Origin of the sequence: Xanthomonas campestris pv. badrii (assembly GCF_012848175.1) — a bacterium.
GTDB lineage: Bacteria > Pseudomonadota > Gammaproteobacteria > Xanthomonadales > Xanthomonadaceae > Xanthomonas > Xanthomonas campestris_C.
Genome location: NZ_CP051651.1, coordinates 478,407 through 502,219 on the forward strand (window position 1 = coordinate 478,407; position 23,813 = coordinate 502,219).

Here is a 23,813-nt window from a genome sequence, read left to right on the forward strand (position 1 = left end):
CGGCTCGAACACTCTTGAAGGAAATCTATCGTGATCCAGACTCTTTCTCTCCGCGCCAGCGTACTTGCCTGCTCTGTCTCGGCCCTGTGCCTGGGCAGTGGCATGGCATCGGCGGCCATGCCCAGCCCGGCCGCAACTGCGGCACAGCGCCAACAGGCCATGGCCGATGCGCCGGTCGACCGCATCATCGTGAAGTATCGCAGCGGACGTATGACCACACGCGATGTCGGCCGCAGCGTCTCCACGGCGATCACGGCGGCCGCATCGCGTGCCTCCATTCGTCTCGTACCCGCTGCGCGCGCAACGGGCACGGCAGCGCCGGTGCATCTGCGCACGCTGGCGGTCGGTGGTGAAGTGGTCAAGTTGCCCGGCCAGCTCAGCCGCGCCGATGCCGATCGCCTGGTGCAGGCATTGGCCGCCGATCCGGACGTGGAATCGGCGCAGATCGATCAGCGCATGTATCCGCTGCAAACCGCCGGCGCTGCGCTACCGAACGATCCATTGCTGCAGACCAATCAATGGCATTTGATCGATCCGGTGAGTGGTATCAACGTGGCTCCGGCCTGGAGCACCACGCACGGCGAAGGCGTGGTGGTCGCTGTGCTCGATACCGGGATCCTGCCGACGCACCCGGATCTGGCGGGCAATGTCCTGGCCGGCTACGACTTCATCACCGATGCCTTCGTATCGCGCCGCGACACCGACGAGCGCGCCCCGGGAGGCCTGGATCGCGGCGACTGGATCGCACAGGACGGCGATTGCGGGGTTTTCTCCCTTGCCGGAGACAGTAGCTGGCATGGCACGCACGTCGCCGGCACCATCGCAGAGGTGGCCAATAACGGAATCGGTGGCGCAGGCGTCGCGGACAAGGCGAAGATTCTTCCCGTGCGGGTCCTCGGCCACTGCGGCGGCAGCTCGTCGGACATCAGCGACGCCATCGTGTGGGCGTCCGGCGGTCACGTGGATGGCGTGCCGGATAACCGCGATCCGGCCGAAGTGATCAACATGAGCCTGGGCGGCTTCGGGCCGTGCGATGCGGCCATGCAGGCGGCGATCAACGGTGCGGTGTCGCGTGGCACCACGGTGGTGGTGGCTGCGGGAAATTCGGGGGCGGACATGTCGTCGGAGACGCCGGCCAATTGCCCCAATGTCATCGCCGTGGCCGCTACCCGCTCCACCGGTGGGCTTGCCCAGTACAGCAGCTTCGGCCGCCTGGTCGATCTGGCCGCGCCAGGCGGCAGCTCGACGGTATTCTCTGTCAACGATGGCCCGATCAACAGTTTCGTCTGGCAGACCTACTACACCGGCAAGACCACCCCGACCTCCGGGCAGTACACCTATGCCGGCCAGGCGGGCACGTCGATGGCGTCGCCGCATGTGGCCGGTGTTGCGGCGTTGGTGCAAAGCGCCTTGATTGCCGACGGGCGGTCGCCGCTGTCGCCAGGTGCCTTGGAGACCCTGCTCAAGCGCACCGCGCGTGCATTTCCGCTGCCGCCGCCGGCTTCGACACCGACGGGCGCCGGCATCGTGGATGCGGGCGCGGCGATCGCCCGCGCATTACGTCGTTGCGATGCGGCAGACCTGGCATGCACGCTGGATGCGCAGTTGCTGAGCAATGGGACGATCCAGCGCGGCATCTCCAACGCGGCGGGCGATGCGGGCTTTTTCACCTTCCAGGCAACGGCGGGGCAGGTGCTGAGCTTCATCAGTTTCGGCGGCAGTGGGCAGGCAGCGCTCTACGTGGCACTGGGCCGCGAGCCCAGCGCCACCGACAACGACGGCGCTTCCACGCGGAACGGTACCAGTCAGACGGTGCGCTTCACCGCACCGCGCGCGGGCACCTATGTGCTCAAGCTGGAGGGTGCCCAGTTCGATGGGGTGAGCCTGCTGGCGCGCCAATGAGTCGTCACCTGACGGCGATGGGCCCGATGATCGTCATTTCCTTGGCGCAGTCGTGGCACGACGCCGCGCAGGAAGGGGACGGCAGCTCCGGTCGCCGATGTTGACCTGCTGACTGACCCATAGCAGCGCGTATTTTGCGCAACCAAGCCCGCTGGCGTCACGCCAGCGGGCTTTTTTGTTCTCGGTGGACACTGCTATTCAGGTTTTGAATGTCTCGCAGGACATGATCTAGGTCTCTGTTTTCCAAAGAATTATCAAAAAAATAATAAAAGCAAGCAGAAGTGTGATGAGTTACGCACTTATCTTCGCTTTCTGTCAAAAACTTGACGCGTGATTTGACGACTGTTAACACTTTGCGCAGTTCTGTGGTTGGGTAGCGTTCACTTTTTGACTATCCAGGGTGCCGGCGTTCGCCGCGCACCGCCAAGCGGCCCATAGCACCAACAACCACGGGGAATCGCTTGGGCTCGCAGGGCCATTCGATGGTGGGGGTTCGACAAAAACCAGTCCCAACAACTCAGGAGTCGTGCGTCGATGAATCGGATTTATCGCAAGGTCTGGAACAAATCGTTGGGTGTGTGGACGGTGGCCTCGGAACTGGCCAGCGGCGACAGCCCTGGAGCAGTTGCGCAGGCCTCGCTCATCGACCGCCGGCAGAGCCTGGCACTGGCCGCCGCGATCGCCTTGGCGCTGGGTAGCGCCGGCTTCGTCACCCCTCTCCCCGCGAGCGCGCAATCGGTCGAAGTCGGCCGCGGTGCGTCCGCACCTGCCGCCCAGGCCACCGCCATCGGTGCCGGCAGCCATGCCAGCGCAACCGGCGCAGTGGCCACCGGTGCCGACAGCAGTGCCAGCGGTGTGAACAGCAGCGCGATCGGCCGCCAGACCAATGCCATCGGCGAAAACGCCGTGGCGATCGGCTACAACAGTTTCGTGCGCCAGGCTGGCGAAAACGGCGTGGCGCTGGGCGCCAATGCCGGCGTCACCGGTGCCAATTCGGTCGCGCTGGGCGCCGGCTCGCGCACGCACGAAGACGACGTGGTGTCGGTGGGCAGCGGCAACGGCCGCGGTGGCCCGGCCACGCGCCGCATCACCAACGTCACCGCCGGCATCAACGCCACCGATGCGGTGAATGTGGCGCAGTTGCAGGACGTGGCCGATGTGGCCGAAGACACCGCCACGTTCTTCAAGGCAACCCCGGGCGAAGACAGCGTAGGCGCCTACGTCGAAGGCGACAGCGCACTGGCTGCCGGCGATGCCGCCAACGCGGTGGGCACGGCGACGACGGCGCTGGGCACCGGCGCCAATGCAGTGGCCAACAACGCCACGGCGGTGGGCGCCAATGCGCTCGCCTCCGGGCAGAACAGCGCGGCCTTCGGCCACAACGCACAGGCCAATGGCCCGGCGAGCGTGGCCGTTGGCGGCGCGGCAGTGAACGAAGACGGCGAGCCGCTGATCACCAACGGCGGCGTACCGGTCACCACCGGCGCCACCAGCGCCGGGGTCGGCGGCACCGCGGTCGGCGCCAGCGCCAATGCAGACGGCTTTGCGGCCTCGTCGTTCGGCGTCGGCGCCTATGCCGCCGGCGCGCAGTCCTCCGCGTTCGGTGCGGTGGCCAACGCCGCTGGCGATTACGCCACCGCCGTGGGCACCCAGACCAGCGCCAGTGGCACCAGCAGCACCGCCGTGGGCGGTCCGGTGGATCTGATTCCGGGCCTGGGCTTCTTCGTGCAGACCCAGGCCAGTGGCGATGCGTCGACGGCGCTGGGCGCCGGTGCCATCGCCTCGGGCACCTACACCACCGCCGTGGGGACGCTGAGCGAAGCCTCCGGCAGCGAAGCCACAGCAGTGGGTTACTTCGCCTACGCGCCTGGCGAAGGCGCCACCGCAGTTGGGCCTGAATCCTGGGCCAGCGGCGAACTGAGCACCGCGCTGGGCTACTACAGCACCGCACGCGGCGCCAACTCGGTGGCCCTGGGTGCCAATTCGGTCGCCACACGTGCCGACACCGTGTCGGTGGGCGCCGCCGGCGCGGAACGTCAGATCACCAACGTCGCTGCCGGTACCGAAGGCACCGATGCGGTGAACCTGGATCAGCTCACCGCCGTTTCCGATGTGGCTTCGGCCACCGCGCGCGGCTTCGTGGCCACCGGTGACGGTAGCGCGCTGGCCGAAGGCACCGACAGCGTCGCTGCCGGTTCCAATGCATCGGCGTTGAGCGACTACAGCACCGCGCTGGGTTCCAGCAGCGCCGCATCTGCGCAGGGCGCAACTGCAGTTGGCAGTGGCGCCAACGCCACCACCGACAACGCCACGGCAGTCGGCTTCAACAGCACTGCGGTGGCGCAGAACACCACCGCGCTTGGCGGCAACAGCAGCGCCTCTGGCGATGCCAGCACGGCAGTGGGCGGCGCAAGCCAGGCCACCGCCAGCGGCGCGACGGCGCTGGGGTTTGAGAGCATCGCCAATGGCGCGGACTCCACGGCACTGGGTGTGGGGAGCGTGGCGTTCGGCGACACCAGCACCGCCGTGGGTGGTGCAAGCGTGGCCTTCGGTACCGACAGCGCTGCTTTCGGTGCCAATGCCGGGGCCGGCGGCACTGCATCCACGGCGATCGGTGCAAACAGCAATGCCCTCGGGGAGCGCACCGTTGCATTGGGCGGCGCCAGCACCGCATCGGGCGACGACAGCATTGCGCTGGGCGCGAACAGTCAGGCCTCTGCGCTGGGCACCACGGCCGTTGGCAGCAATGCCAACGCCAGCATCGCCAATGCCACTGCGGTCGGTTTCAACAGCAGTGCCGGCGACGACTACGCCACCGCGCTTGGCAGCGACAGCAATGCCTCGGGATATTTCAGCACCGCCGTGGGCGGCACCAGCATCGCCAATGGGCGTGGTGCAACGGCGATCGGCTACGAAAGCATCGGCAATGGAACCGCATCGACTGCGCTGGGCTTTGCCAGCGTGGCGTGGGGTAACGGTGGTACCGCCATCGGTACCGAAAGTGTGGCCTATGGCGATGACAGCACGGCAGTGGGCGCGAATGCGTTTGCGGCCGATACCGGCGCGATTGCAGTAGGTACCTATGCAAATGCGTATGGTCCGCGTGCCATTTCGCTTGGTGGCCAATCCAACGCGGCTGGCGATGAGAGCATTGCGCTGGGTTGGGAAGCGCAGGCTGAAGGCGACCAGAGCATTGCGCTCGGCACGGGCAGCCAAGCCGATGCGTACTCCACGGCCATCGGCGGCTACGCCAGCGCCAGTGGTTCCTCTGCCACGGCAGTGGGGAACAACAGCCGTGCTACTGATTTTTACGCCACCGCGCTGGGTGGCGACAGCATGGCGTCGGGATCTTTCAGCACGGGCGTCGGCGCCTCCAGTGCCGCGAGTGGGTATGGATCAACGGCGATTGGCTATGACAGTGTGGCATTGGGTGAATACGACACTGCCATCGGTACCGAAAGTGTGGCCGATGGTTACTTCAGCACGGCGCTGGGTATGAATGCGCGTGCCATCACCTACTCGTCGGTCGCCTTGGGCAGTTACGCCCTTGCGCAGGGTGCGGGCGCCACTTCGCTCGGTAGCCAATCCTATGCGCCTGGTGCCGAGAGCGTCGCGCTGGGCTGGCAATCCAACGCCTCGGGCGAGCGGAGCATGGGCCTCGGCAGCGGTGCGGTGGCATTTGCCGACGACAGTGTCGCGCTGGGTGCAGGCGCGGTTGCCGATCGCGCCAACACGGTGTCGGTGGGCACGGTCGGCAGCGAACGCCAGATCGCCAATGTCGCGGCCGGTACCGAGGGCACCGATGCGGTGAATCTGGACCAGCTCAACGCCGTGGCTGGCGCAGCGGAAAATACCGCGCGCCTGTATGCCGGCACCGGTGAAGGTACCGCGCTGGCGCAGGGCGAAGATGCCACTGCCGCCGGCTCCGATGCCACCGCAGATGGCGATTACAGCAGCGCCTTCGGTGCCAGCAGCCAGGCCACCGCCATCGGCGCCGTGGCCATCGGTAGTGGCGCCAGCGCAACGGCGCAATACGCCAATGCCGCCGGCTACAACGCCGCGGCCAGCGGCTTCGGCAGCGTCTCCAACGGCGCCTTCAGCCAGGCCAGCGGCGACTACGGCGTGGCCGTGGGTGGCGAAAGCGAAGCGGCCGGCGCGCAGAGCACGGCGCTCGGCGCAGCGGCAGGCGCCTACGGCGATGGGTCGTTGGCGGTCGGTGCGCTGAGCGAGGCGCAGGGCAGCGAATCCACCGCAATGGGCTATTTCGCCAGCGCCAGCGGCGAATCGGCTACTGCCGTGGGTGCGGAAAGCGTGGCCAACGGCACCAGCGCTGCGGCGTTCGGCTTCGGCGCAGAAGCCACCGGCAACTACACCACCGCCCTGGGTGGGTATTCCACTGCCAGCGGTTTCAACAGCACCGCGCTGGGTAATTTCAGCACCGCCAGCGGTTCCAACACGCTGGCTGTGGGCAGCGATGCCACGGCCACCGGTGCCTACAGCGTTGCGGCAGGCCAGGGCAGCGTCGCCAGCGGCTATAACAGCGTGTCGGTCGGTGGCGCCTTGCTCGGCCTGTTGCCGACCGAGGCCTCCGGCGACTTCTCCACCGCCGTGGGCGGCGCGGCGTGGGCGCCGGGCCTCAACAGCACTGCGCTCGGCAATTTCGCCGAATCCACCGGCGAAAGCAGCGTGGCATTGGGCGCCGATTCGGTGGCCGACCGCGACTTCGCGGTGTCGGTGGGCAGTGCCGGCAACGAACGGCAGATCACCAACGTCGCCGCCGGTACGCAGGGCACCGATGCGGTGAACCTGGATCAGCTCAACGCCGTTGCCGAGGCCGGCGCGGCCACCAGCAAGTATTTCCAGGCCAGCGGCGGCGATGACAGCGATGCCGGTGCGTATGTCGAAGGCGACAACGCGCTGGCAGCAGGCGAGGGCGCCAATGCCACCGGCACCGGCACCACCGCCCTGGGCGCCGGTGCGCAATCGGTTGCCGGCAACGCCAGCGCAGTGGGCGTGGGCGCGTTGGCTGCCGGCATCGGTGCGGCAGCGGTGGGCAGCAATGCCCAGGCGCTGGGCGAAAACAGCAGCGCGGTCGGCAGCAACGCATTGGCCAGCGATATCGGCGCCACGGCGAACGGTGCTGGTGCACAGGCGATTTCGACCTACACCACCGCACTGGGCAGCGACGCGGTGGCCTCGGACAATCAGGCCACCGCTGCGGGTTTCCGCAGCACTGCATCCAATGTCGGCAGCGCGGCATTCGGTGGCTACAGCGAATCCAGCGGCCGTCTGTCGTCGGCACTGGGCTACGGCGCAGTGGCATCCAGCGATTACAGCACCGCCGTCGGTGCGGTTGCGTTGGCCTCTGGTGCCAGCGCGGTCGCAGTTGGCGAATTCAGCGAAGCCACCGGCGATGAAAGCGTCGCCGTCGGCGGCAGCACGTTCTTCGGCTTCATTCCGGCGCGTGCGTCGGGAACCGGCGCGGCCGCCTTCGGTGCGGGCGCGTGGGCAACGGCGGACTACGCCACTGCGATCGGCTGGAATTCGTATGCCGATGGCGCCAACGCCACCGCGCTGGGCCAGAGTGCAGCCGCACTGGCCGACAACACGCTGGCCGTGGGCGGCGGCAGCCGCGCCGATGCGATCGGTGCCAGTGTGGTCGGCGTGGATGCCTCGGCCACCGGCATCAACAGCACCGGCGTTGGTCGCCAGGTGAATGTGATCGGCGAAAACGCCACTGCGGTGGGCTACAACGCGTTCGTGCGCCAGAGCGCGGTCAATGGCGTGGCGCTCGGTGCCAATGCCGGCGCCACCGGCGCCAACTCGGTGGCCCTGGGTGCGGGCTCGCGCACGTATGAGGCGGACACGGTGTCGATCGGTAGCGGCAATGGCCGCGGCGGTCCGGCCACCCGCCGCATCGTCAATGTCAGCGATGGCCAGGCCGCCACCGATGCAGTCAACAAGGGCCAGCTGGATGCGCTGTCGGCCGATGTGCAGAACACCAGCAGCAAGTTCAAGACCACCGGCGATGCGGTGGCCACGGCAACCGGTGAGCGCAGCACCGCTGCCGGCTCGGGTGCTGCCGCCACCGGCGCACGCAGCGTCGCCATCGCGTCCGGCAGCAGCGCCTCGGCCACCGGTGCCAGCGCGATGGGCGTGGACAGCAGCGCCAGCGGCGTGAACAGCACCGCGATGGGCCGTCAGACCAATTCCATCGGCGCAAACGGCGTTGCGCTGGGCTACAACTCCTTCGTGCGCGAAAGCGGCAGCAATGCCGTGGCACTTGGTGCCAATGCCGGTGCCAGCGGCGCCGATTCGGTGGCCTTGGGCTCCGGGTCGCGTACCTACGACGCCAACACCGTGTCGGTGGGTAGCGGCAACGGTCGCGGTGGCCCGGCCACGCGCCGCATCGTCAATGTGGGCGCCGGCGCGATTGCCGATGCCAGTACCGATGCGATCAATGGCGGCCAGCTGTACCAGTCGCTGAGCAATGCCGCCAGCTTCCTCGGTGGTGGTGCGGCGATCGGTGCGCAGGGCGTGTTCGTGGCGCCGACCTATGTGATCCAGGGCGCCAGCTACAACAACGTGGGCGCTGCATTGACCGCGCTGGACAGCAAGGTCAGCGAGCTGGACGTGCGCACTGGCACTGCGATTGCCGGTACTCCTGCACGTCCGGTGTCGCCGGGCAATGCGCCGGTGCCGGCGGCGGCTGCAGGCAACGGGAGCGGCGCAGCCGCCGGAGTGCAGGGCACGCCGACGGCTGCAGTGGTAGGCGCCATCACCCCGGCAGCGACCTCCACGGCAGTCGGTACCGCTGCGGTGGCCAACCACGTGACCGGTACTGCAATTGGCGGCAGCGCCTATGCGCACGGCCCCAACGACACCGCGATCGGCAGCAACGCACGCGTCAATGCCGATGGCAGCACCGCCGTTGGCGCCAACACGCAGATCGCGGCAGTGGCCACCAACGCGGTGGCCATGGGCGAAGGCGCGCAGGTCAGCGCGGCCTCGGGCACCGCGATCGGCCAGGGCGCGCGTGCTACCGCGCAAGGTGCGGTGGCACTGGGCCAGGGCTCGGTTGCCGACCGCGCCAATACGGTGTCGGTGGGCAGCGTGGGCGGCGAGCGTCAGGTGGCCAATGTGGCGGCCGGTGTGCGTGCGACCGATGCGGTCAACAAGGGCCAGCTGGACAGCGGCGTGGCCGCGGCCAACAGCTACACCGACAGCCGCTACAGCGCGATGGCCGACAGCTTCGAAAGCTACCAAGGCGATATCGAAGACCGTCTGCGTCGGCAGAACCGTCGCCTGGACCGCCAGGGTGCGATGAGCTCGGCGATGTTGAACATGTCCGCCAGCGTGGCGGGTATCGCCTCGCCGAACCGCATCGGTGCCGGTGTCGGTTTCCAGAATGGCGAATCGGCGTTGTCGGTGGGCTACCAGCGTGCGATCAGCCCGCGCGCCACCTTGACGGTGGGCGGTGCGCTCAGCGGCGACGACAGCTCGATCGGCGTGGGTGCCGGCTTCGGCTGGTAAGCGGTTGCATCAAACGCGACGGCGCCGCTGTGCGCCGTCGCGGCAGGGCAGGGCCTGAGGGGGCGGGCAAGGACCGTGGCTAGGCCAGCCAACGGATTCGCATGGAGGAATGGCCGTACCAGGGGCAATCGAGAAAGCACCGCAGGCCGCGTAGCGGCTGCACGGCGTTTTCGATACTGCTCCAAGCCTGATTCACGAAAAACACGAAGAGGACTTCACCGTGATCGACAAGACTTTCCGCCTCACCCCGCTGACCGGCGCCATCGTGATGATGGCCCTTGGTGCGTCCGGCACCCTGGCAGCCGCACCGACACTGCCGGTCAAGGAACCGACCCAGGCAGCTCCGGCCGGCACCGCGTTCAGTAGCCGCCTGATCGTGCGCTACAAGGACAATACCGCCGCTGCGACCGATCGCAGCAGCAAGCTGGGTGCGGTGCAGGCCGCAGTCGGCCGCGTTGGCGCCAGCACCGGCGCCCGCAGCAGCGCTGCCGCCGCCAAGGCGACCTATGTGCGCAAGCTGGGCATCGGCTCGGACCTGATCAGGCTGTCCAGCACGTTGACCGCCGCGCAGGTGGACAAGGTGGTGGTCGAACTGAAGAACGACCCGTCCGTGGCCGACGTGCAGATCGACCGCATGCTGCGCCCGGTGGAAATAAACAAGAGCGCGGCCACCACCGACGTGAGCCCGCAGCTGGTTCCCAACGACCCGCTGTACGCGCAGTACCAGTGGCACCTGAGCAACCCCAACGGCGGCATCAACGCGCCGGCCGCATGGGACCTGTCGCAGGGCGCCGGCGTGGTGGTGGCGGTGCTGGATACCGGCATCCTGCCCGGCCATCCGGATTTTGCCGGCAATCTGCTGCAGGGCTACGACTTCATCACCGATGCGGAAGTCTCGCGCCGCCCCACCGACGCGCGCGTGCCCGGCGCGCTGGATTACGGCGACTGGGAAGAAGCCGACAACGTCTGCTACCCCGGCTCGACCGCGGCGGAAAGCTCCTGGCACGGCACCCATGTCTCGGGCACCGTGGCCGAAGCGACCAACAACGGCATCGGCATGGCCGGCGTGGCGCCGAAGGCGACCATCCTGCCGGTGCGCGTGCTCGGCCGTTGCGGCGGCTACACCTCCGACATCGCCGATGCCATCGTGTGGGCCTCCGGCGGTACGGTCGAGGGCGTGCCCGCCAACACCAACCCGGCCGAAGTCATCAACATGAGCCTGGGCGGCGGCGGTGCCTGCGATTCGGCGACCCAGCTGGCGATCAATGGCGCCGTCTCGCGTGGCACCACCGTGGTGGTGGCGGCCGGCAACAGTGGCGAAGACGCAGCCAACCACTCGCCGGCCAGCTGCAACAACACCATTACCGTGGGCGCCACGCGCATCACCGGCGGCATCACCTATTACTCCAACTACGGCAGCAAGGTCGACCTGTCCGGCCCGGGCGGCGGCGGCAGCGTGGACGGCAATCCGGGCGGTTTCATCTGGCAGGCCGGCTACACCGGTGCCACCACCCCGACCTCCGGTTCCTATACGTATATGGGAATGGGCGGCACCTCGATGGCGTCCCCGCACGTGGCCGGTGTCGTGGCGCTGGTGCAGAGCGCGGCCATCGGCCTGGGCGAGGGCCCGCTGACTCCGGCCGCGGTCGAGGCCCTGCTCAAGCAGACCAGCCGCCGCTTCCCGGTGACCCCGCCGGCCAGCACCCCGATCGGCAGCGGCATCGTCGATGCCAAGGCCGCGCTGGAAGCGGTGCTCGAGGAGCCGTGCGATCCGGCCACCGAAAGCTGCGCGCCGACCGCCATTGCCTTGACCAACAAGGCGCCGGTGGCTGGCCTGAGCGGCACGGCCGGCAGCTCCACGCTGTACAGCTTCGACGCCAAGGCCGGCGCGGTGCTGAGCTTCATGACCTACGGTGGTACCGGCGATGTGTCGGTCTATGTCAGCCATGAGGCCGAGCCCAGCGCCACCAGCTTCGATGCCAAGTCGACCCGTCCCGGCAACAGCGAAACCGTGCGCTTCACCGCGCCTAAGGCCGGTACTTACTACATCAAGCTGGTGGGTGCGATGGACTATGCGAAGGTAACGCTCGTCGCGCGACAGTAAGCACAGGCAATAGTGTGACCGATGCCCCCGGCTCATCACCGAGGGCATCGTTTTTCAGGGCGATTCAGATGCGTACGGTTGATCGTCGCGGCAAACTGCTACAGTCGGCGCCGGACCAGTGGAGACGAGTGTGAACGCGGTTGCCGTCGATCCAATTGAGCATCGAAGCGCGGAGATGCGCATCGTCGAAGCGCTGCTTGAACGTCGCCGTCTGAAGGACACCGATCTGCTGCGCGCGCGTCAGCTGCAGGCCGAATCGGGCATGGGCCTGCTGTCCCTGCTCGGCCGTCTGGGCCTGGTGTCCGAACGCGATCACGCAGAGACCTGCGCCGACGTGCTCGGCCTGCCGTTGGTGGACGCGCGCCAACTCGGCGACACGCCGCCGGAAATGCTGCCCGAAGTGCAGGGGCTGTCGCTGCGCTTTCTCAAACAATTCCATCTATGCCCGGTGGGCGAACGCGATGGCCGGCTGGAGCTGTGGATCGCCGACCCATACGACGATTACGCCATCGATGCGGTCCGTCTTGCTACCGGCTGTGCCTTGTTCCTGCAGGTTGGCCTGCGCTCGGAAATCGACGATCTGATCGAGCGTTGGTACGGCCAGGGCCGCAGCGCGATGGGCACCATCGTCGAAACCGCCGATGGCGATGCCAACAGCAGCGACGACATCGAGGCCTTGCGCGACCTGGCCTCCGAAGCGCCGGTGATCCGGCTGGTGAATCTGGTGATCCAGCACGCGGTGGAACTGCGCGCCTCCGACATCCATATCGAACCGTTCGAAAGCCGGCTGAAGGTGCGCTATCGCGTGGACGGCGTGCTGGTGGAAGGCGAAAGCCCGCCGGCCAAGCTCACTGCCGCGGTGATCAGCCGCATCAAGATCATGGCCAAGCTCAACATCGCCGAACGCCGCCTGCCGCAGGATGGACGCATCATGTTGCGCGTGCAGGGCAAGGAGCTGGACCTGCGCGTCAGCACCGTGCCCACCGCGCATGGCGAAAGCGTGGTGATGCGTCTGCTGGACCGTGAAACGGTGGTGTTCGACTTCTACAAGCTCGGCTTCACCGAACAATTCCTGCCGCAGTTCCGCAAGGTGCTGGAGCAGCCGCACGGCATCATGCTGGTCACCGGGCCCACCGGCTCGGGCAAGACCACCACGCTCTACACCGCGTTGAGCCAGCTCAACACCGCCGACGTCAAGATCATCACCGTCGAAGACCCGGTGGAGTACCAGATCGAAGGCATCAACCAGATCCAGGCCAAGCCGCAGATCGGGCTGGATTTTGCCAATGCCCTGCGCAGCATCGTGCGCCAGGACCCGGACATCATCATGATCGGCGAAATGCGCGATCTGGAAACCGCGCGTATCGCGATCCAGTCCGCGCTCACCGGCCACTTGGTGCTGTCCACGCTGCACACCAACAATGCTGCTGGTGGCATCACCCGCCTGCTGGACATGGGCGTGGAGGATTACCTGCTCACCTCCACCATCAACGGCATCCTGGCGCAGCGCCTGGTGCGCAAGCTCGATCTGGCCAACGCCGAGCGCTATGCCGCATCGCCGGAGGAGATCGAACGCTTCAACCTGCGCCGCCTGCAGCCCGATGGCGAGATCTTCCTGTATCGCCCGCGTCCCACCGCGGCGGCGCCGACCGGGTATCTGGGACGCACCACCATCGTCGAATTCCTGGTGATGAACGACGAACTGCGCCGCGCGGTGATGCGCCGCGCCGGCATGGGCGAGATCGAGCAACTGGCGCGCCAGGCCGGCATGCGCACCATGTACGAAGACGGCCTGTCCAAGGCCCTGCGTGGCGAAACCACCATCGAGGAAGTCCTGCGCGTCACGGAGGATGCGTGATCGGTGGGGCGACGGGACCGGGGACTTGTGCGGGACCGGGGACCGGGGACCGGGGACCCGGGAACAGCAAGGGCAGGGGTGCGGCGCGGTACATCGCATGCGCTGACCAGCGCGCAGCCAAGTTGCAGTGCTGCACTGTGCTGCCTTTCCCGGGTCCCCGGTCCCCGGTCCCCGGTCCCGGCTCCGGTCACTCCTGATGCCCCTCTACCGCTACAAGGCGCTCGACGCCCACGGCGAGATGCTCGATGGCCAGATGGAAGCGGCCAGCGATGCCGAGGTGGCGCTGCGGCTGCAGGAACAAGGCCATCTGCCGGTGGAAACCCGCCTGGCCACCGGAGAAAACGACTCGCCGTCGTTGCGCATGCTGCTGCGCAAGAAACCGTTCGACAACGCGGCGCTGGTGCAGTTCACCCAACAGCTGTCCACCCTGATCGGCGCCGGGCAGCCGTTGGATCGAGCCCTGTCGATCCTGATGGACCTGCCCGACGACGACAAAAGCCGGCGCGTGATCGGCGATGTGCGCGACACCGTGCGCGGTGGCGCGCCGCTGTCCTCGGCACTGGAGCGCCAGCACGGGCTGTTTTCCAAGCTGTACATCAACATGGTGCGCGCCGGCGAGGCCGGCGGCAGCATGCAGGACACCTTGCAACGGCTGGCCGATTACCTGGAACGCAGCCGTGCGCTCAAGGGTAAGGTCATCAATGCGCTGATCTATCCGGCGATCCTGCTGGCGGTGGTGGGCTGCGCGCTGTTGTTCCTGCTTGGCTACGTGGTGCCGCAATTTGCGCAGATGTACGAGAGCCTGGATGTCGCCTTGCCGTGGTTCACTCAGGCGGTGCTGAGCGTGGGCCTGCTGGTGCGCGACTGGTGGATCGTGCTGGTGGTGGTGCCGGGCGTGCTGGGATTGTGGCTGGATCGCAAGCGTCGCAATGCGGCGTTCCGTGCGGCACTGGATGAATGGTTGTTGCGGCAGAAGGTGATCGGCAGCCTGATCGCACGGCTGGAAACCGCACGGCTGACACGCACGCTGGGTACCTTGTTGCGCAATGGCGTACCGCTGCTGGCGGCGATCGGCATCGCACGCAACGTGATGTCCAATACCGCGCTGGTCGAGGACGTGGCCACCGCTGCCGACGACGTCAAGAACGGCCACGGGCTGTCGATGTCGCTGGCGCGCGGCAAGCGGTTCCCGCGGCTGGCGTTGCAGATGATCCAGGTCGGCGAGGAATCCGGCGCCCTGGACACCATGCTGCTCAAGACCGCCGATACCTTCGAGCTGGAAACCGCGCAGGCCATCGATCGCGCACTGGCGGCGCTGGTGCCGTTGATCACCCTGGTGCTGGCCTCGGTGGTGGGGCTGGTCATCATTTCGGTGCTGGTACCGCTGTATGACCTCACCAATGCGATCGGCTGAGTGCAATGACCCGCACCGCTGCGTTGCCGTCAGCCGGACCCAAGCGGGGCTCGGCATCGGCAGGCATCGCTCGTACACTTCGGTGGCGCCACGCAGTGCGTTCAGCTGCGCAGCGTATTCACGACAACTTTCCGGTGACCGCGCGACACCCATGCGGGAACCAATGCAATGGTCGCCGTGTCATCTGGTGGCGGCAGCATCCTTCATCGACGTGCAAGGAAATCGTTCATGATCAAGCGTTCCATTACCCGCAGTCCGTCGCGTGCAGCCCAGGCCGGCATGAGCCTGCTGGAAATCATCATCGTCATCGTGCTGATCGGCGCGGTGTTGACCCTGGTGGGCAGCCGCGTGCTGGGCGGTGCCGACCGCGGCAAGGCCAACCTGGCCAAATCGCAGATCCAGACCCTGGCCGGCAAGATCGAGAATTTCCAGCTCGACACCGGCAAGTTGCCGGGCAAGCTCGACGACCTGGTCACCCAGCCCGGCGGCAGCAGCGGTTGGTTGGGCCCGTACGCCAAGCCGGCCGAACTCAACGACCCGTGGGGCCACACCATCGAATACCGCGTCCCCGGCGATGGCCAGCCGTTCGATCTGATGAGCCTGGGCAAGGACGGTCGCCCCGGTGGCAGCAGCTACGACGCGGACATCAAGTACCAGTAAGCCTTACGACATGCGCGTTGCGCGTCCGCCGTTGCGTTGCCCGCATGCAGTGGTCGGTTCTGGGGGCAGGCGCACGCGTGGCAGTTCGTTGCTGGAAATGTTGCTGGTCATTGCGTTGATCGCGATGGCCGGCGTACTGGCCGCCGCCGCATTGAACGGTGGTATCGACGGCATGCGGCTGCGCACTGCCGGCAAGGCGATCGCCTCGCAGTTGCGCCATACGCGCACCCAGGCGATTGCCACCGGCACGCCGCAGCGGTTTCTGATCGATCCGCAGCAGCGCCGCTGGGAAGCGCCTGGCGGCCATCACGGCGATCTTCCGGCGTCGTTGCAGGTGCGTTTCACCGGCGCGCGCCAGGTGCAATCGCGGGAAGATCAAGGCGCCATCCAGTTCTTCCCCGATGGGGCATCCACGGGTGGCCGGATCGACCTGCAGGTCAAGGACGCGCGCTGGCGCGTGGACGTGGGCTGGATCACCGGCGAAGTACGTTCCGGACCGTTGCGGACGCCAGCGCCATGAAGCGTCAAGGCGGTTACACCCTGATCGAAGTCATCGTCGCCTTCGCGTTGCTGGCGCTGGCGCTGAGCCTGTTGCTGGGATCGTTGTCCGGTGCGGCGCGCCAGGTACGTGCGGCCGATGAAAGCACGCGCGCCACCTTGCACGCGCAGTCGTTGCTGGCCGTGCAGGGGATCGAAAAACCACTGGTGCCCGAGCAGCAGCAGGGCACCTTCGAAAACGGGCACTTCCGCTGGTCGATGGACGTGCGCCCCTATGACGAGCCGCGGCGCAATCCGCAGGCGCCAGTCGCGCCGGGCGGGCATCGCCTGCTGCAGCTGACCCTGGTGGTGCGTTGGGGCGAAGCGGCCAACCAAGTGCTGCAATGGCGCACCTTGCGCCTGGTTGCGGCCAGCGCGCAGGACGGGACGCTGTGAGCCGGTCGCGCAGCGCAGGCTTTACCTTGATCGAGGTGTTGCTGGCCACGATGTTGCTGGTCGGCGGGCTGACGCTGGCCTTTGCCACCTTGCGCTCGGCCAGCGCGGTGAGCCAGCGCGGCGAAGCGATCGCACAGCGCAGCGAGCGCGTACGTGCGGTGGAAGAATTCCTGCGCCGACGGCTGGCGGCCGCGTTGCCGCTGGCCATGGGCATCGATCCGCAGAGCCAGCAGCCGATGCTGTTCATCGGCGAGCCGCAGCGCATGCGCTTTGCCGCCGACATCCCGGATTACCTGGGCCGCGGCGGACCGTATCTGCACGACCTGTCGGTGGCCGGCGATGGCGAGCAACGCCGCCTGCAGATTGCGCTGACCATGTTGCAATCGGGCAAGTCGATCGAAGAAGGCACCGCCTTGCCGCCGGAGACGCTGGCCGACGGCGTGCAGCAGGTGAGCTTCCGGTATCGCGGCAGGGACCCGCAAAATGGCCGCCTGAGCGCGTGGCTGCCGCAGTGGGAATGGCATGACCGGCTCCCGCTGATGGTGCGCATCGAGATCCGCAGCAACGATGCGCCGTGGCCGCCGGTGGTGGTGGCGCTGCCGCAATCCAGCAACCCGGGAGCGGGGCAATGAGCCGGGCGCGCGGTGCCGCGCTGGTGCTGGTGTTGTGGCTGATCGCGTTGCTCACCGCGATGATCGGCGCATTCGCGCTGACCGCACGTGTGGAAGCCCTGCAGGGCAGCATGCTGCGCAATGGCGCGCAAGCTCAGGAATATGCGCGTGCCGGCCTGGAATACGCCCTCTGGCGCCTGCAAAACACCGACACCCAGGCGCGCTGGCGCGCGGATGGCCGGCGCTATCGTTGGCGGATGGACGATGCCACGGTGGAAATCCGCATCACCGATGAAAGCGGCAAGGTGGATCTGAACATGGCCGAGCCGGCGCTGCTGGCTGGGTTGGTGCGTGCAGTCGGCGGCGAACAGGGCCGCGATACGCGCATTGCCGGCGCCATCGTCGACTGGCGCGATGGCGATTCGCTGAGCCAACCCGGTGGCGGTGCGGAGGATCGCGATTATGCCGATGCCGGCCTGCCGTACGGCGCAAAGGACAGCCCGTTCGAAACCCTGGGCGAACTGCGCCTGGTGTTGGGCATGGACAGCGAGCTGTATCGCAAGCTGCTGCCCAACATCACCTTGTACAGCGGGCGCTCGCGTCCGGAAGCGCGCTTTGCGCCTGGCCCGGTGTTGACCGCGATGGGGCTGGATGCGCAGCAACTGCTGGCCCAGCGTGACGCGCCGCTGGGTTTGCCGGGCAGCGAGGCGACGGTCGGTGGCTCTGACACTTATAGTGTCGAGAGCCGGGCGCGACTGAGTCAGGGACGCGAGGCTGTATTGCGGGCGGTGGTGTCCACCAGCGCGTCTGCCTTGCCGGGATCGGCCTATACCGTGTTGCGTTGGGAAGAGGGAGCAGCAGTGCAATGACCGCATGGCGGGATACCTTGGGTCGTATCGGCGTACGCGCCATGCCGGGAGCCGGAGGCTTCTGGCGTTGGTGGCAGCACTCGCTGCTGGCGTGGTTGCCGCAGCGCTGGCAATGGCAGTTGGGCCTGTCGCAGGCGCGTCTGCTGCTGCAGCTCGACGGAGAGACCCTGCACCTGGTGCGCCAGCGCGATCACAGCCGCGAGGCGATCGCCAGCCTGCCCTGGCCGGTGCAGCCGCAGGAAGTCAACGCCGTGCTGCCGACCGCGCTGGACGGACTGCCGCGGCATTGGCTGCTGCCGGCCGCACACACCTTGCGGCGCCCCTTGCGCCTGCCGGCCGCTGCTGCGGCGCGGCTGCAGGATGTGGCGCGCTTTGAGATCGACCGGCAAACCCCGTTCACCGCCGACCAGGTGTATTTCGATGCACGCGTGCTCGACGTGCGCGAAGACGGCCAGCTCGATGCCGAACTGGTGGTGGTGCCGCGGCGCATGATCGATGGCCCGGCCGGTGTGCCCGATGCCTGGGCCACAGCCTTGTCCGGCATCGACGTGGCCGATGCGCAGGGCGCGCCGCTGGGCGTGAACCTGCTGCCGCCGGCACGCCGCCTGCGCCGCAGCGACCCGATGCAGCGCTGGAACCTGATGCTTGCCGCCACCGCCTTGGTGTTGCTGGCGGTAGCCGGCTGGCTGCTGCTGGACAATCGCCGCCAGGCCGCCGCCGACCTGCGCGCCAAGGTACAGGCCAATGCCGCGCGCGCGCGCCAGGTGGCCGCCGAACGCCAGCAGCTGATGGACCTGGTCGAAGGCGCCAACTTCTTCCAGAAACAACGCGCCACGCGCCCGACTTCGGTGGAGATCTGGGACGAGCTGAGCCGGCGTCTGCCGGGCGGTACCTATCTGGAAAAATTCTCGGTCGAAGGCGGGCAATTGCAATTGATCGGCTTGAGCAACGAAGCTTCCTCGCTGGTGCGGCGTCTGGAAGGCTCGCCGCTGTGGCGCACGCCTTCGTTGACCGGCGTGCTGCAAAGCGATGCCGGCCGCAACGTCGATCGCTTCACCATCACCGCCGAGCTGGCCGGCCCGGATGCGAAGGAGGCGGCCGATGCCACGCAACGTTAAACGCGACCGCTGGATCGCGTTGGGCCTGCTGTTGCTGGTGCTGGGCGTGGCATATCTGGTGCTGGTGCACCCGTGGTTCACCCAGCCGATGATCGCCGTGCAGGACGAACTGCAAGCGCTGCGCGAGCGCGAGCTGCGCGTGCGTGTGCAGCTGCAGCAGGCACCGGAAGTCAGCAAACGGCTGCAGCAGGCGCGCCAGACCCTGGAAAGCCGCCCCGGCTTCCTGCCGGAAACCTCCGCCGAGCTGGCCTCGGCCGGACTGGTGCAGCGGCTGGAACGCGCGGTGGTGGAAGCCAGCCCCGGCAACCGCAGCTGCGCCATCAGCAACCGCTCGCCGCTGCAGCCGGAAAGCAAGGACCGCTTCACCCGCGTGGCGGTGCAGGTGCGCCTGCGCTGCGGCACCCCGGAGCTGGCTTCGGTGCTGTACAGCCTGGAAAACGGCACCCCGCGCCTGTTCGTGGACAATCTCAACGTGATGGCGCAGCGCTACCAACTCTCGCCCAACGAAAGCGGCAACGGCCTGGATATCGCCTTCGAACTGGCCGGCTATCTGCGCCCGGGCGCCAGCGCCGCGCCGTTGAACACCGATGCCGCGCCCGCCGCTACCGATCCCGGGGAGGCCAGCAATGCGCCTTGACCTGATCGGCCTGCGCACCTGGCTGCTGGCCACGGTGGTCGGCTGGGCGCTGCTGGTGTGCATCCTGGCGGTGGCCGGGCTGGGCAAGCGGGTGGACCTGCTGCCGGACGACCCGGCGCTGGTGCAACGCCTGCCCACCCTGCCGGCGCCGGCGCCTGAGCGCCTGGGGGCCTTCGAGAAGTATTCGGAGATCGCCGCGCACCCGGCCTTCGCCGAAGACCGCCTGCCGCACCCGTTCTTCCTGTCCGGCAACGACGGCAGCGGCGCCGCCTCGACGGTGCGCCTGACCGGCGTGCTGCTGACCGAGAACTTCAAGATGGCCACGCTGACCCTGGACCCACAGGATTCGGTGCGCGTGCAGCTGGGCGGCGAGGCGGTCAAGGGCTGGCGCCTGCTGGCGCTGCAGCCGCGCAGCGCAACCATCGAAGGCCCCGGCGGTACCCAGACCCTGGAACTGCATGTGTTCAACGGCCAGGGCGGGCAGCCGCCCACCGCCACTGCCGCCGCGCGTGGCGCCGCCGCTGGCAGCCCGCCGTTACCGCCGCCCGATGCCGCCGCGACCGTGCAACCGCCGCAGCAGCCACAGCCGCAACCGACCACGCCGCCACAGCAGCAACCCGGCGGGCAGGCACCGCCAACGGTGCCGCCGCAGCGCAGCGATGGCGCACAGGAAGCCCCACGCCCCTCCGACGATCAGATGCGCGCCATCCGCGAACGTATCGAAGCCCGACGCCGCCAGCTGCAACAGCAGCGCCAGAGCGGCTCTACCCCCGGTCAGACCCAATGAGTGAACGCATGACGCCGCGCCTGTTTCCCGTGTCCCTGCTGATTGGCCTGTTGGCCGGTTGCGCCACCACTCCGCCACCGGACGTGCGCCGCAATGCGCGCCTGGATCCGCAAGTCGGCGCCGCCGGCGCCACCCAGACCCCCGCCGAACAGCGCGCCGACGGCGACGCCAACGCCAAGCCCAGCCCGGTGATCCGCCGCGGCAGCGGCACCATGATCAACCAGAGCGCCGCGTCTGCGCCGTCCCCCACGCTGGGCATGGCCAGCAGCGGCAGCGCCACCTTCAACTTCGAAGGCGAATCGGTGCAGGCGGTGGTCAAGGCGATCCTGGGCGACATGCTGGGCCAGAACTACGTCATTGCGCCCGGCGTGCAGGGCACCGTGACCCTGGCCACGCCCAACCCGGTCTCGCCCGCACAGGCGCTGAACCTGCTGGAGATGGTGCTGGGCTGGAACAATGCGCGCATGGTGTTCAGCGGTGGCCGCTACAACATCGTGCCGGCCGACCAGGCATTGGCCGGCACCGTCGCGCCCAGCACCGCATCGCCGTCGGCCGCGCGCGGGTTCGAGGTACGCGTGGTGCCGTTGAAGTTCATTTCCGCCAGCGAAATGAAGAAGGTGCTCGAACCCTACGCGCGCCCGAACGCCATCGTCGGCACCGACCCGGCGCGTAATGTGATCACCCTGGGCGGTACCCGCGCCGAGCTGGAAAACTACCTGCGCACCGTGCAGATCTTCGACGTGGACTGGTTGTCGGGCATGTCGGTCGGCGTGTTCCCGATCCAGTCCGGCAAGGCCGAGAAGGTCAGCGCGGATCTGGAGAAGGTGTTCGGCGAACAGAGCAAGACGCCCAGCGCCGGCATGTTCCGTTTCATGCCGCTGGAAAACGCCAATGCGGTGCTGGTGATCACGCCGCAGCCGCGCTACCTGGACCAGATCCAGCAATGGCTGGACCGCATCGACAGCGCCGGTGGCGGCGTGCGGCTGTTCTCCTACGAATTGAAGTACATCAAGGCCAAGGACCTGGCCGATCGGTTGTCGGAAGTGTTCGGCGGACGCAGCAACAGCGGCGACTCCAACGCTTCGCTGGCGCCGGGGGCGGAAACCAGCGTGCTGGGTGGGCAACTGGGCGATCGCGACAGCAGCATGGGCGGCAGCTCCGGCCTGACCGGTGGCAGCATCGGCGAAAGCGGGAGCAGCAGCGGCACGGTGGGCGGTGAGTTTGGTGGCGGCAGCAGTGGCGGCGGGCTCGGCAACGGCAGCCTGCAGTTGTCGCCGCGCAGCAACGGCAATGGCGCGGTAACGCTGGAAGTACAAGGCGACAAGGTCGGCGTATCGGCAGTGGCCGAAACCAACACCTTGCTGGTGCGCTCCACCCCGCAGGCATGGACGTCCATCCGCGATGTCATCGAAAAGCTCGACGTGATGCCGATGCAGGTGCATATCGAGGCACAGGTGGCTGAGGTGAATTTGACGGGTGACCTGAGCTACGGCGTCAATTGGTATTTCGAGAACGCGGTGAATGCCGCCCCCGGTGCCAACGGTACCGGGGGTGCAGGCTTGCCCTCCGCAGCGGGCCGTAACATCTGGGGAGACATTGCAGGGACAGTGACTGGCAACGGTATTGGCTGGACATTTCTTGGAAAGAATGCGGCTGCGGTCATTACTGCACTGGATTCGGTTACCAATGTGCGCCTGCTGCAGACACCATCAGTCTTTGTGCGCAATAACGCAGAAGCGACGCTCAATGTTGGCTCACGCATCCCGATCAATTCGACTTCGATTAACACCGGGCTGGGCAGCGACAGCAGCTTCTCATCGGTGCAGTACATCGACACCGGCGTGATCCTAAAAGTACGTCCACGCGTTACCAAGGACGGCATGGTGTTTCTGGACATCGTGCAGGAAATCAGCACTCCCGGATCGCGTCCGGCAGCGTGTACTGCTGCAGCAACCACGACCGTCAACAGCGCAGCCTGCAATGTCGACATCAATACGCGTCGGGTCAAAACCGAGGCAGCGGTGCAAAGCGGCGATACCATGATGCTGGCTGGTTTGATCGACGACAGCACGACCGATACGAGTGACGGCGTTCCGTTCCTAAGCAGGCTTCCGGTCGTCGGTGGGCTGTTTGGGACCAAGGGTAAAAACAACACCCGCCGCGAAGTCATCGTCCTGATCACCCCGTCGATCGTGCGCAATCCGCAGGAAGCGCGCAATCTCACCGACGAATACGGCCAGAAGTTCAAGGCCATGGAGCCGCTGAAACCCAGCCAGAAGCCGCAATGAGTGCGGCACTGCCCGTCGTGCTGGTGCCGGTCGGCACCGACGACGAGGCGCTGGATGCCTGTCTGGGTGCGTTGGATGCCGCCACGCCGGCCGGCACGCGGGTGTGGCTGGCCGACGATGCGCAGGCCGGCCCACGCGGCCGCGCGGTGATCGAACACTGGCTGGCACGCACGCACTTGCAGGCGCATCACACCCGTCGCCAGCGCATGCTGGGCGAGGTGGCGCATCTGGATGAAATGCTCAGCGCCTGCGGCGACGCGGATGTGGTGGTGCTGGGCGTGGATGCCTGCCCGCTGCCGGGCTGGCTCGGCCAGTTGAGCGCGTGTTTCGCGCGCGATGCCGCCATCGCCACGGCGACGCCATGGAGCAATGTGGGCGAAGCCTGTAGCTGGCCGCGCCTGGGCGAACTCAACCCGATGCCGGATGCGCCGGAACGGCTTGCCGCCGCCTGCGCGGCGATGCCGCCTTTGCATCCGGAGCTGCCATCGGCGGTTGGCCATGCGGTGCTGTTGCGCGGCACTGCGCGGCGCAAGGCCGGCGGCCTGGATGCCAGCAGTTATGGGTCGTGGTACGCAGCGCTGGTGGACCTGAGCCTGCGCATGGGTGGCCTGGGCTGGCGCAATGTGCTGTGCGACACCGCCTTCGTCGCCTCGCCGCACGAAGGCCGCCCGGCCGATGGCGACATGGATGCCCTGGCCACCCGCTGGCCGGCCTGGCATGCCCGCCTGGCCAGCTTCCTCATGCACGACCCGCTACGTGCGCAGCGCGATCAGCTGAGCCACCTGCTGGCCGACCTGCCGCCGCCTGATCCACAGCGCACGCTATTCGATTCATAGACGCCTGCCAAAGTTTGGGCCGTCGCAGCGACGGAAAGCATTCGGGCCGCAAGGTTGCGCGGCCTAGCAACACCCGCAAAAGTGCTGAATGCTGCTCGCCGATTCCCGATTCCCGATTCCCGATTCCCGATTCCCGAATCCCGAATCCCGATTCCCGATTCCCGGCGCTAAAGCGTCGTCCCTGAAAATCCCCACCATTCCAGTCACAGCAAGGCGTTACCGGCCGCGCAGGCGTGCCGGAACTACCAGTTTTCGCTACGCTG

General features: G+C 67.4%; 15 protein-coding genes. All 15 read left to right on the forward strand.

The annotated features are described in order from the left end of the window. The first annotated feature begins 102 nt into the window (after positions 1 to 102). The 15 genes from HG421_RS01990 to HG421_RS02060 all read left to right on the forward strand — a co-directional run bounded on the left by HG421_RS01990 (position 103) and on the right by HG421_RS02060 (position 23,550). On the forward strand, positions 103 to 1,902 hold the full coding sequence (locus HG421_RS01990; RefSeq protein WP_429001911.1) for a S8 family peptidase: 1,800 nt from the start codon (positions 103 to 105) through the stop codon (positions 1,900 to 1,902). 534 nt (positions 1,903 to 2,436) lie between these two features. After that, positions 2,437 to 9,435, forward strand: coding sequence for an ESPR-type extended signal peptide-containing protein (locus tag HG421_RS01995; protein WP_169704752.1), 6,999 nt, complete (start codon positions 2,437 to 2,439; stop codon positions 9,433 to 9,435). A gap of 220 nt (positions 9,436 to 9,655) precedes the next feature. After that, positions 9,656 to 11,539 carry a diffusible signal factor-reguated S8 family serine peptidase gene (locus HG421_RS02000; protein ID WP_169704754.1) on the forward strand — a complete coding sequence of 628 codons (1,884 nt, stop codon included), beginning with the start codon at positions 9,656 to 9,658 and terminating at the stop codon, positions 11,537 to 11,539. 130 nt (positions 11,540 to 11,669) lie between these two features. After that, positions 11,670 to 13,397: a type II secretion system ATPase GspE gene (gspE, locus tag HG421_RS02005; RefSeq protein ID WP_211161770.1), complete on the forward strand. Its 1,728-nt coding sequence runs from the start codon at positions 11,670 to 11,672 to the stop codon at positions 13,395 to 13,397. A gap of 196 nt (positions 13,398 to 13,593) precedes the next feature. Continuing rightward, positions 13,594 to 14,811, forward strand: a complete 1,218-nt coding sequence (gene xpsF, locus HG421_RS02010) for a type II secretion system protein XpsF (protein WP_169704759.1) — start codon at positions 13,594 to 13,596, stop codon at positions 14,809 to 14,811. A gap of 228 nt (positions 14,812 to 15,039) precedes the next feature. Beyond that, positions 15,040 to 15,471 carry a type II secretion system major pseudopilin GspG gene (gene gspG, locus HG421_RS02015; RefSeq protein ID WP_104539334.1) on the forward strand — a complete coding sequence of 144 codons (432 nt, stop codon included), beginning with the start codon at positions 15,040 to 15,042 and terminating at the stop codon, positions 15,469 to 15,471. 10 nt (positions 15,472 to 15,481) lie between these two features. Beyond that, a complete protein-coding gene (gene xpsH, locus HG421_RS02020; protein WP_169704761.1) occupies positions 15,482 to 15,991 on the forward strand; it encodes a type II secretion system protein XpsH in 510 nt (169 codons plus the stop codon). Further along, positions 15,988 to 16,404: a type II secretion system protein XpsI gene (gene xpsI / locus HG421_RS02025; RefSeq protein ID WP_169704763.1), complete on the forward strand. Its 417-nt coding sequence runs from the start codon at positions 15,988 to 15,990 to the stop codon at positions 16,402 to 16,404. Before xpsH ends, xpsI begins: the two co-directional genes overlap by 4 nt. Then, positions 16,401 to 17,036: a type II secretion system protein J gene (locus HG421_RS02030; protein WP_169704765.1), complete on the forward strand. Its 636-nt coding sequence runs from the start codon at positions 16,401 to 16,403 to the stop codon at positions 17,034 to 17,036. Before xpsI ends, HG421_RS02030 begins: the two co-directional genes overlap by 4 nt. Further along, entirely contained in the window at positions 17,033 to 17,884 is an 852-nt protein-coding gene (locus HG421_RS02035) for a general secretion pathway protein GspK (RefSeq protein ID WP_169704767.1), read from the forward strand. Before HG421_RS02030 ends, HG421_RS02035 begins: the two co-directional genes overlap by 4 nt. Continuing rightward, a complete protein-coding gene (locus HG421_RS02040; protein WP_169704769.1) occupies positions 17,881 to 19,002 on the forward strand; it encodes a PilN domain-containing protein in 1,122 nt (373 codons plus the stop codon). Before HG421_RS02035 ends, HG421_RS02040 begins: the two co-directional genes overlap by 4 nt. Then, on the forward strand, positions 18,986 to 19,639 hold the full coding sequence (gspM, locus tag HG421_RS02045; RefSeq protein ID WP_169704771.1) for a type II secretion system protein GspM: 654 nt from the start codon (positions 18,986 to 18,988) through the stop codon (positions 19,637 to 19,639). The genes HG421_RS02040 and gspM overlap by 17 nt, the downstream gene beginning before the upstream one ends. Next, positions 19,629 to 20,426 carry a type II secretion system protein XpsN gene (gene xpsN, locus HG421_RS02050; protein ID WP_169704773.1) on the forward strand — a complete coding sequence of 266 codons (798 nt, stop codon included), beginning with the start codon at positions 19,629 to 19,631 and terminating at the stop codon, positions 20,424 to 20,426. The genes gspM and xpsN overlap by 11 nt, the downstream gene beginning before the upstream one ends. Continuing rightward, positions 20,423 to 22,714: a type II secretion system secretin GspD gene (gene gspD, locus HG421_RS02055; protein WP_169704775.1), complete on the forward strand. Its 2,292-nt coding sequence runs from the start codon at positions 20,423 to 20,425 to the stop codon at positions 22,712 to 22,714. Before xpsN ends, gspD begins: the two co-directional genes overlap by 4 nt. Then, positions 22,711 to 23,550, forward strand: coding sequence for a glycosyltransferase family 2 protein (locus HG421_RS02060; protein WP_169704777.1), 840 nt, complete (start codon positions 22,711 to 22,713; stop codon positions 23,548 to 23,550). The genes gspD and HG421_RS02060 overlap by 4 nt, the downstream gene beginning before the upstream one ends. The last annotated feature ends 263 nt before the right edge of the window (positions 23,551 to 23,813 follow it).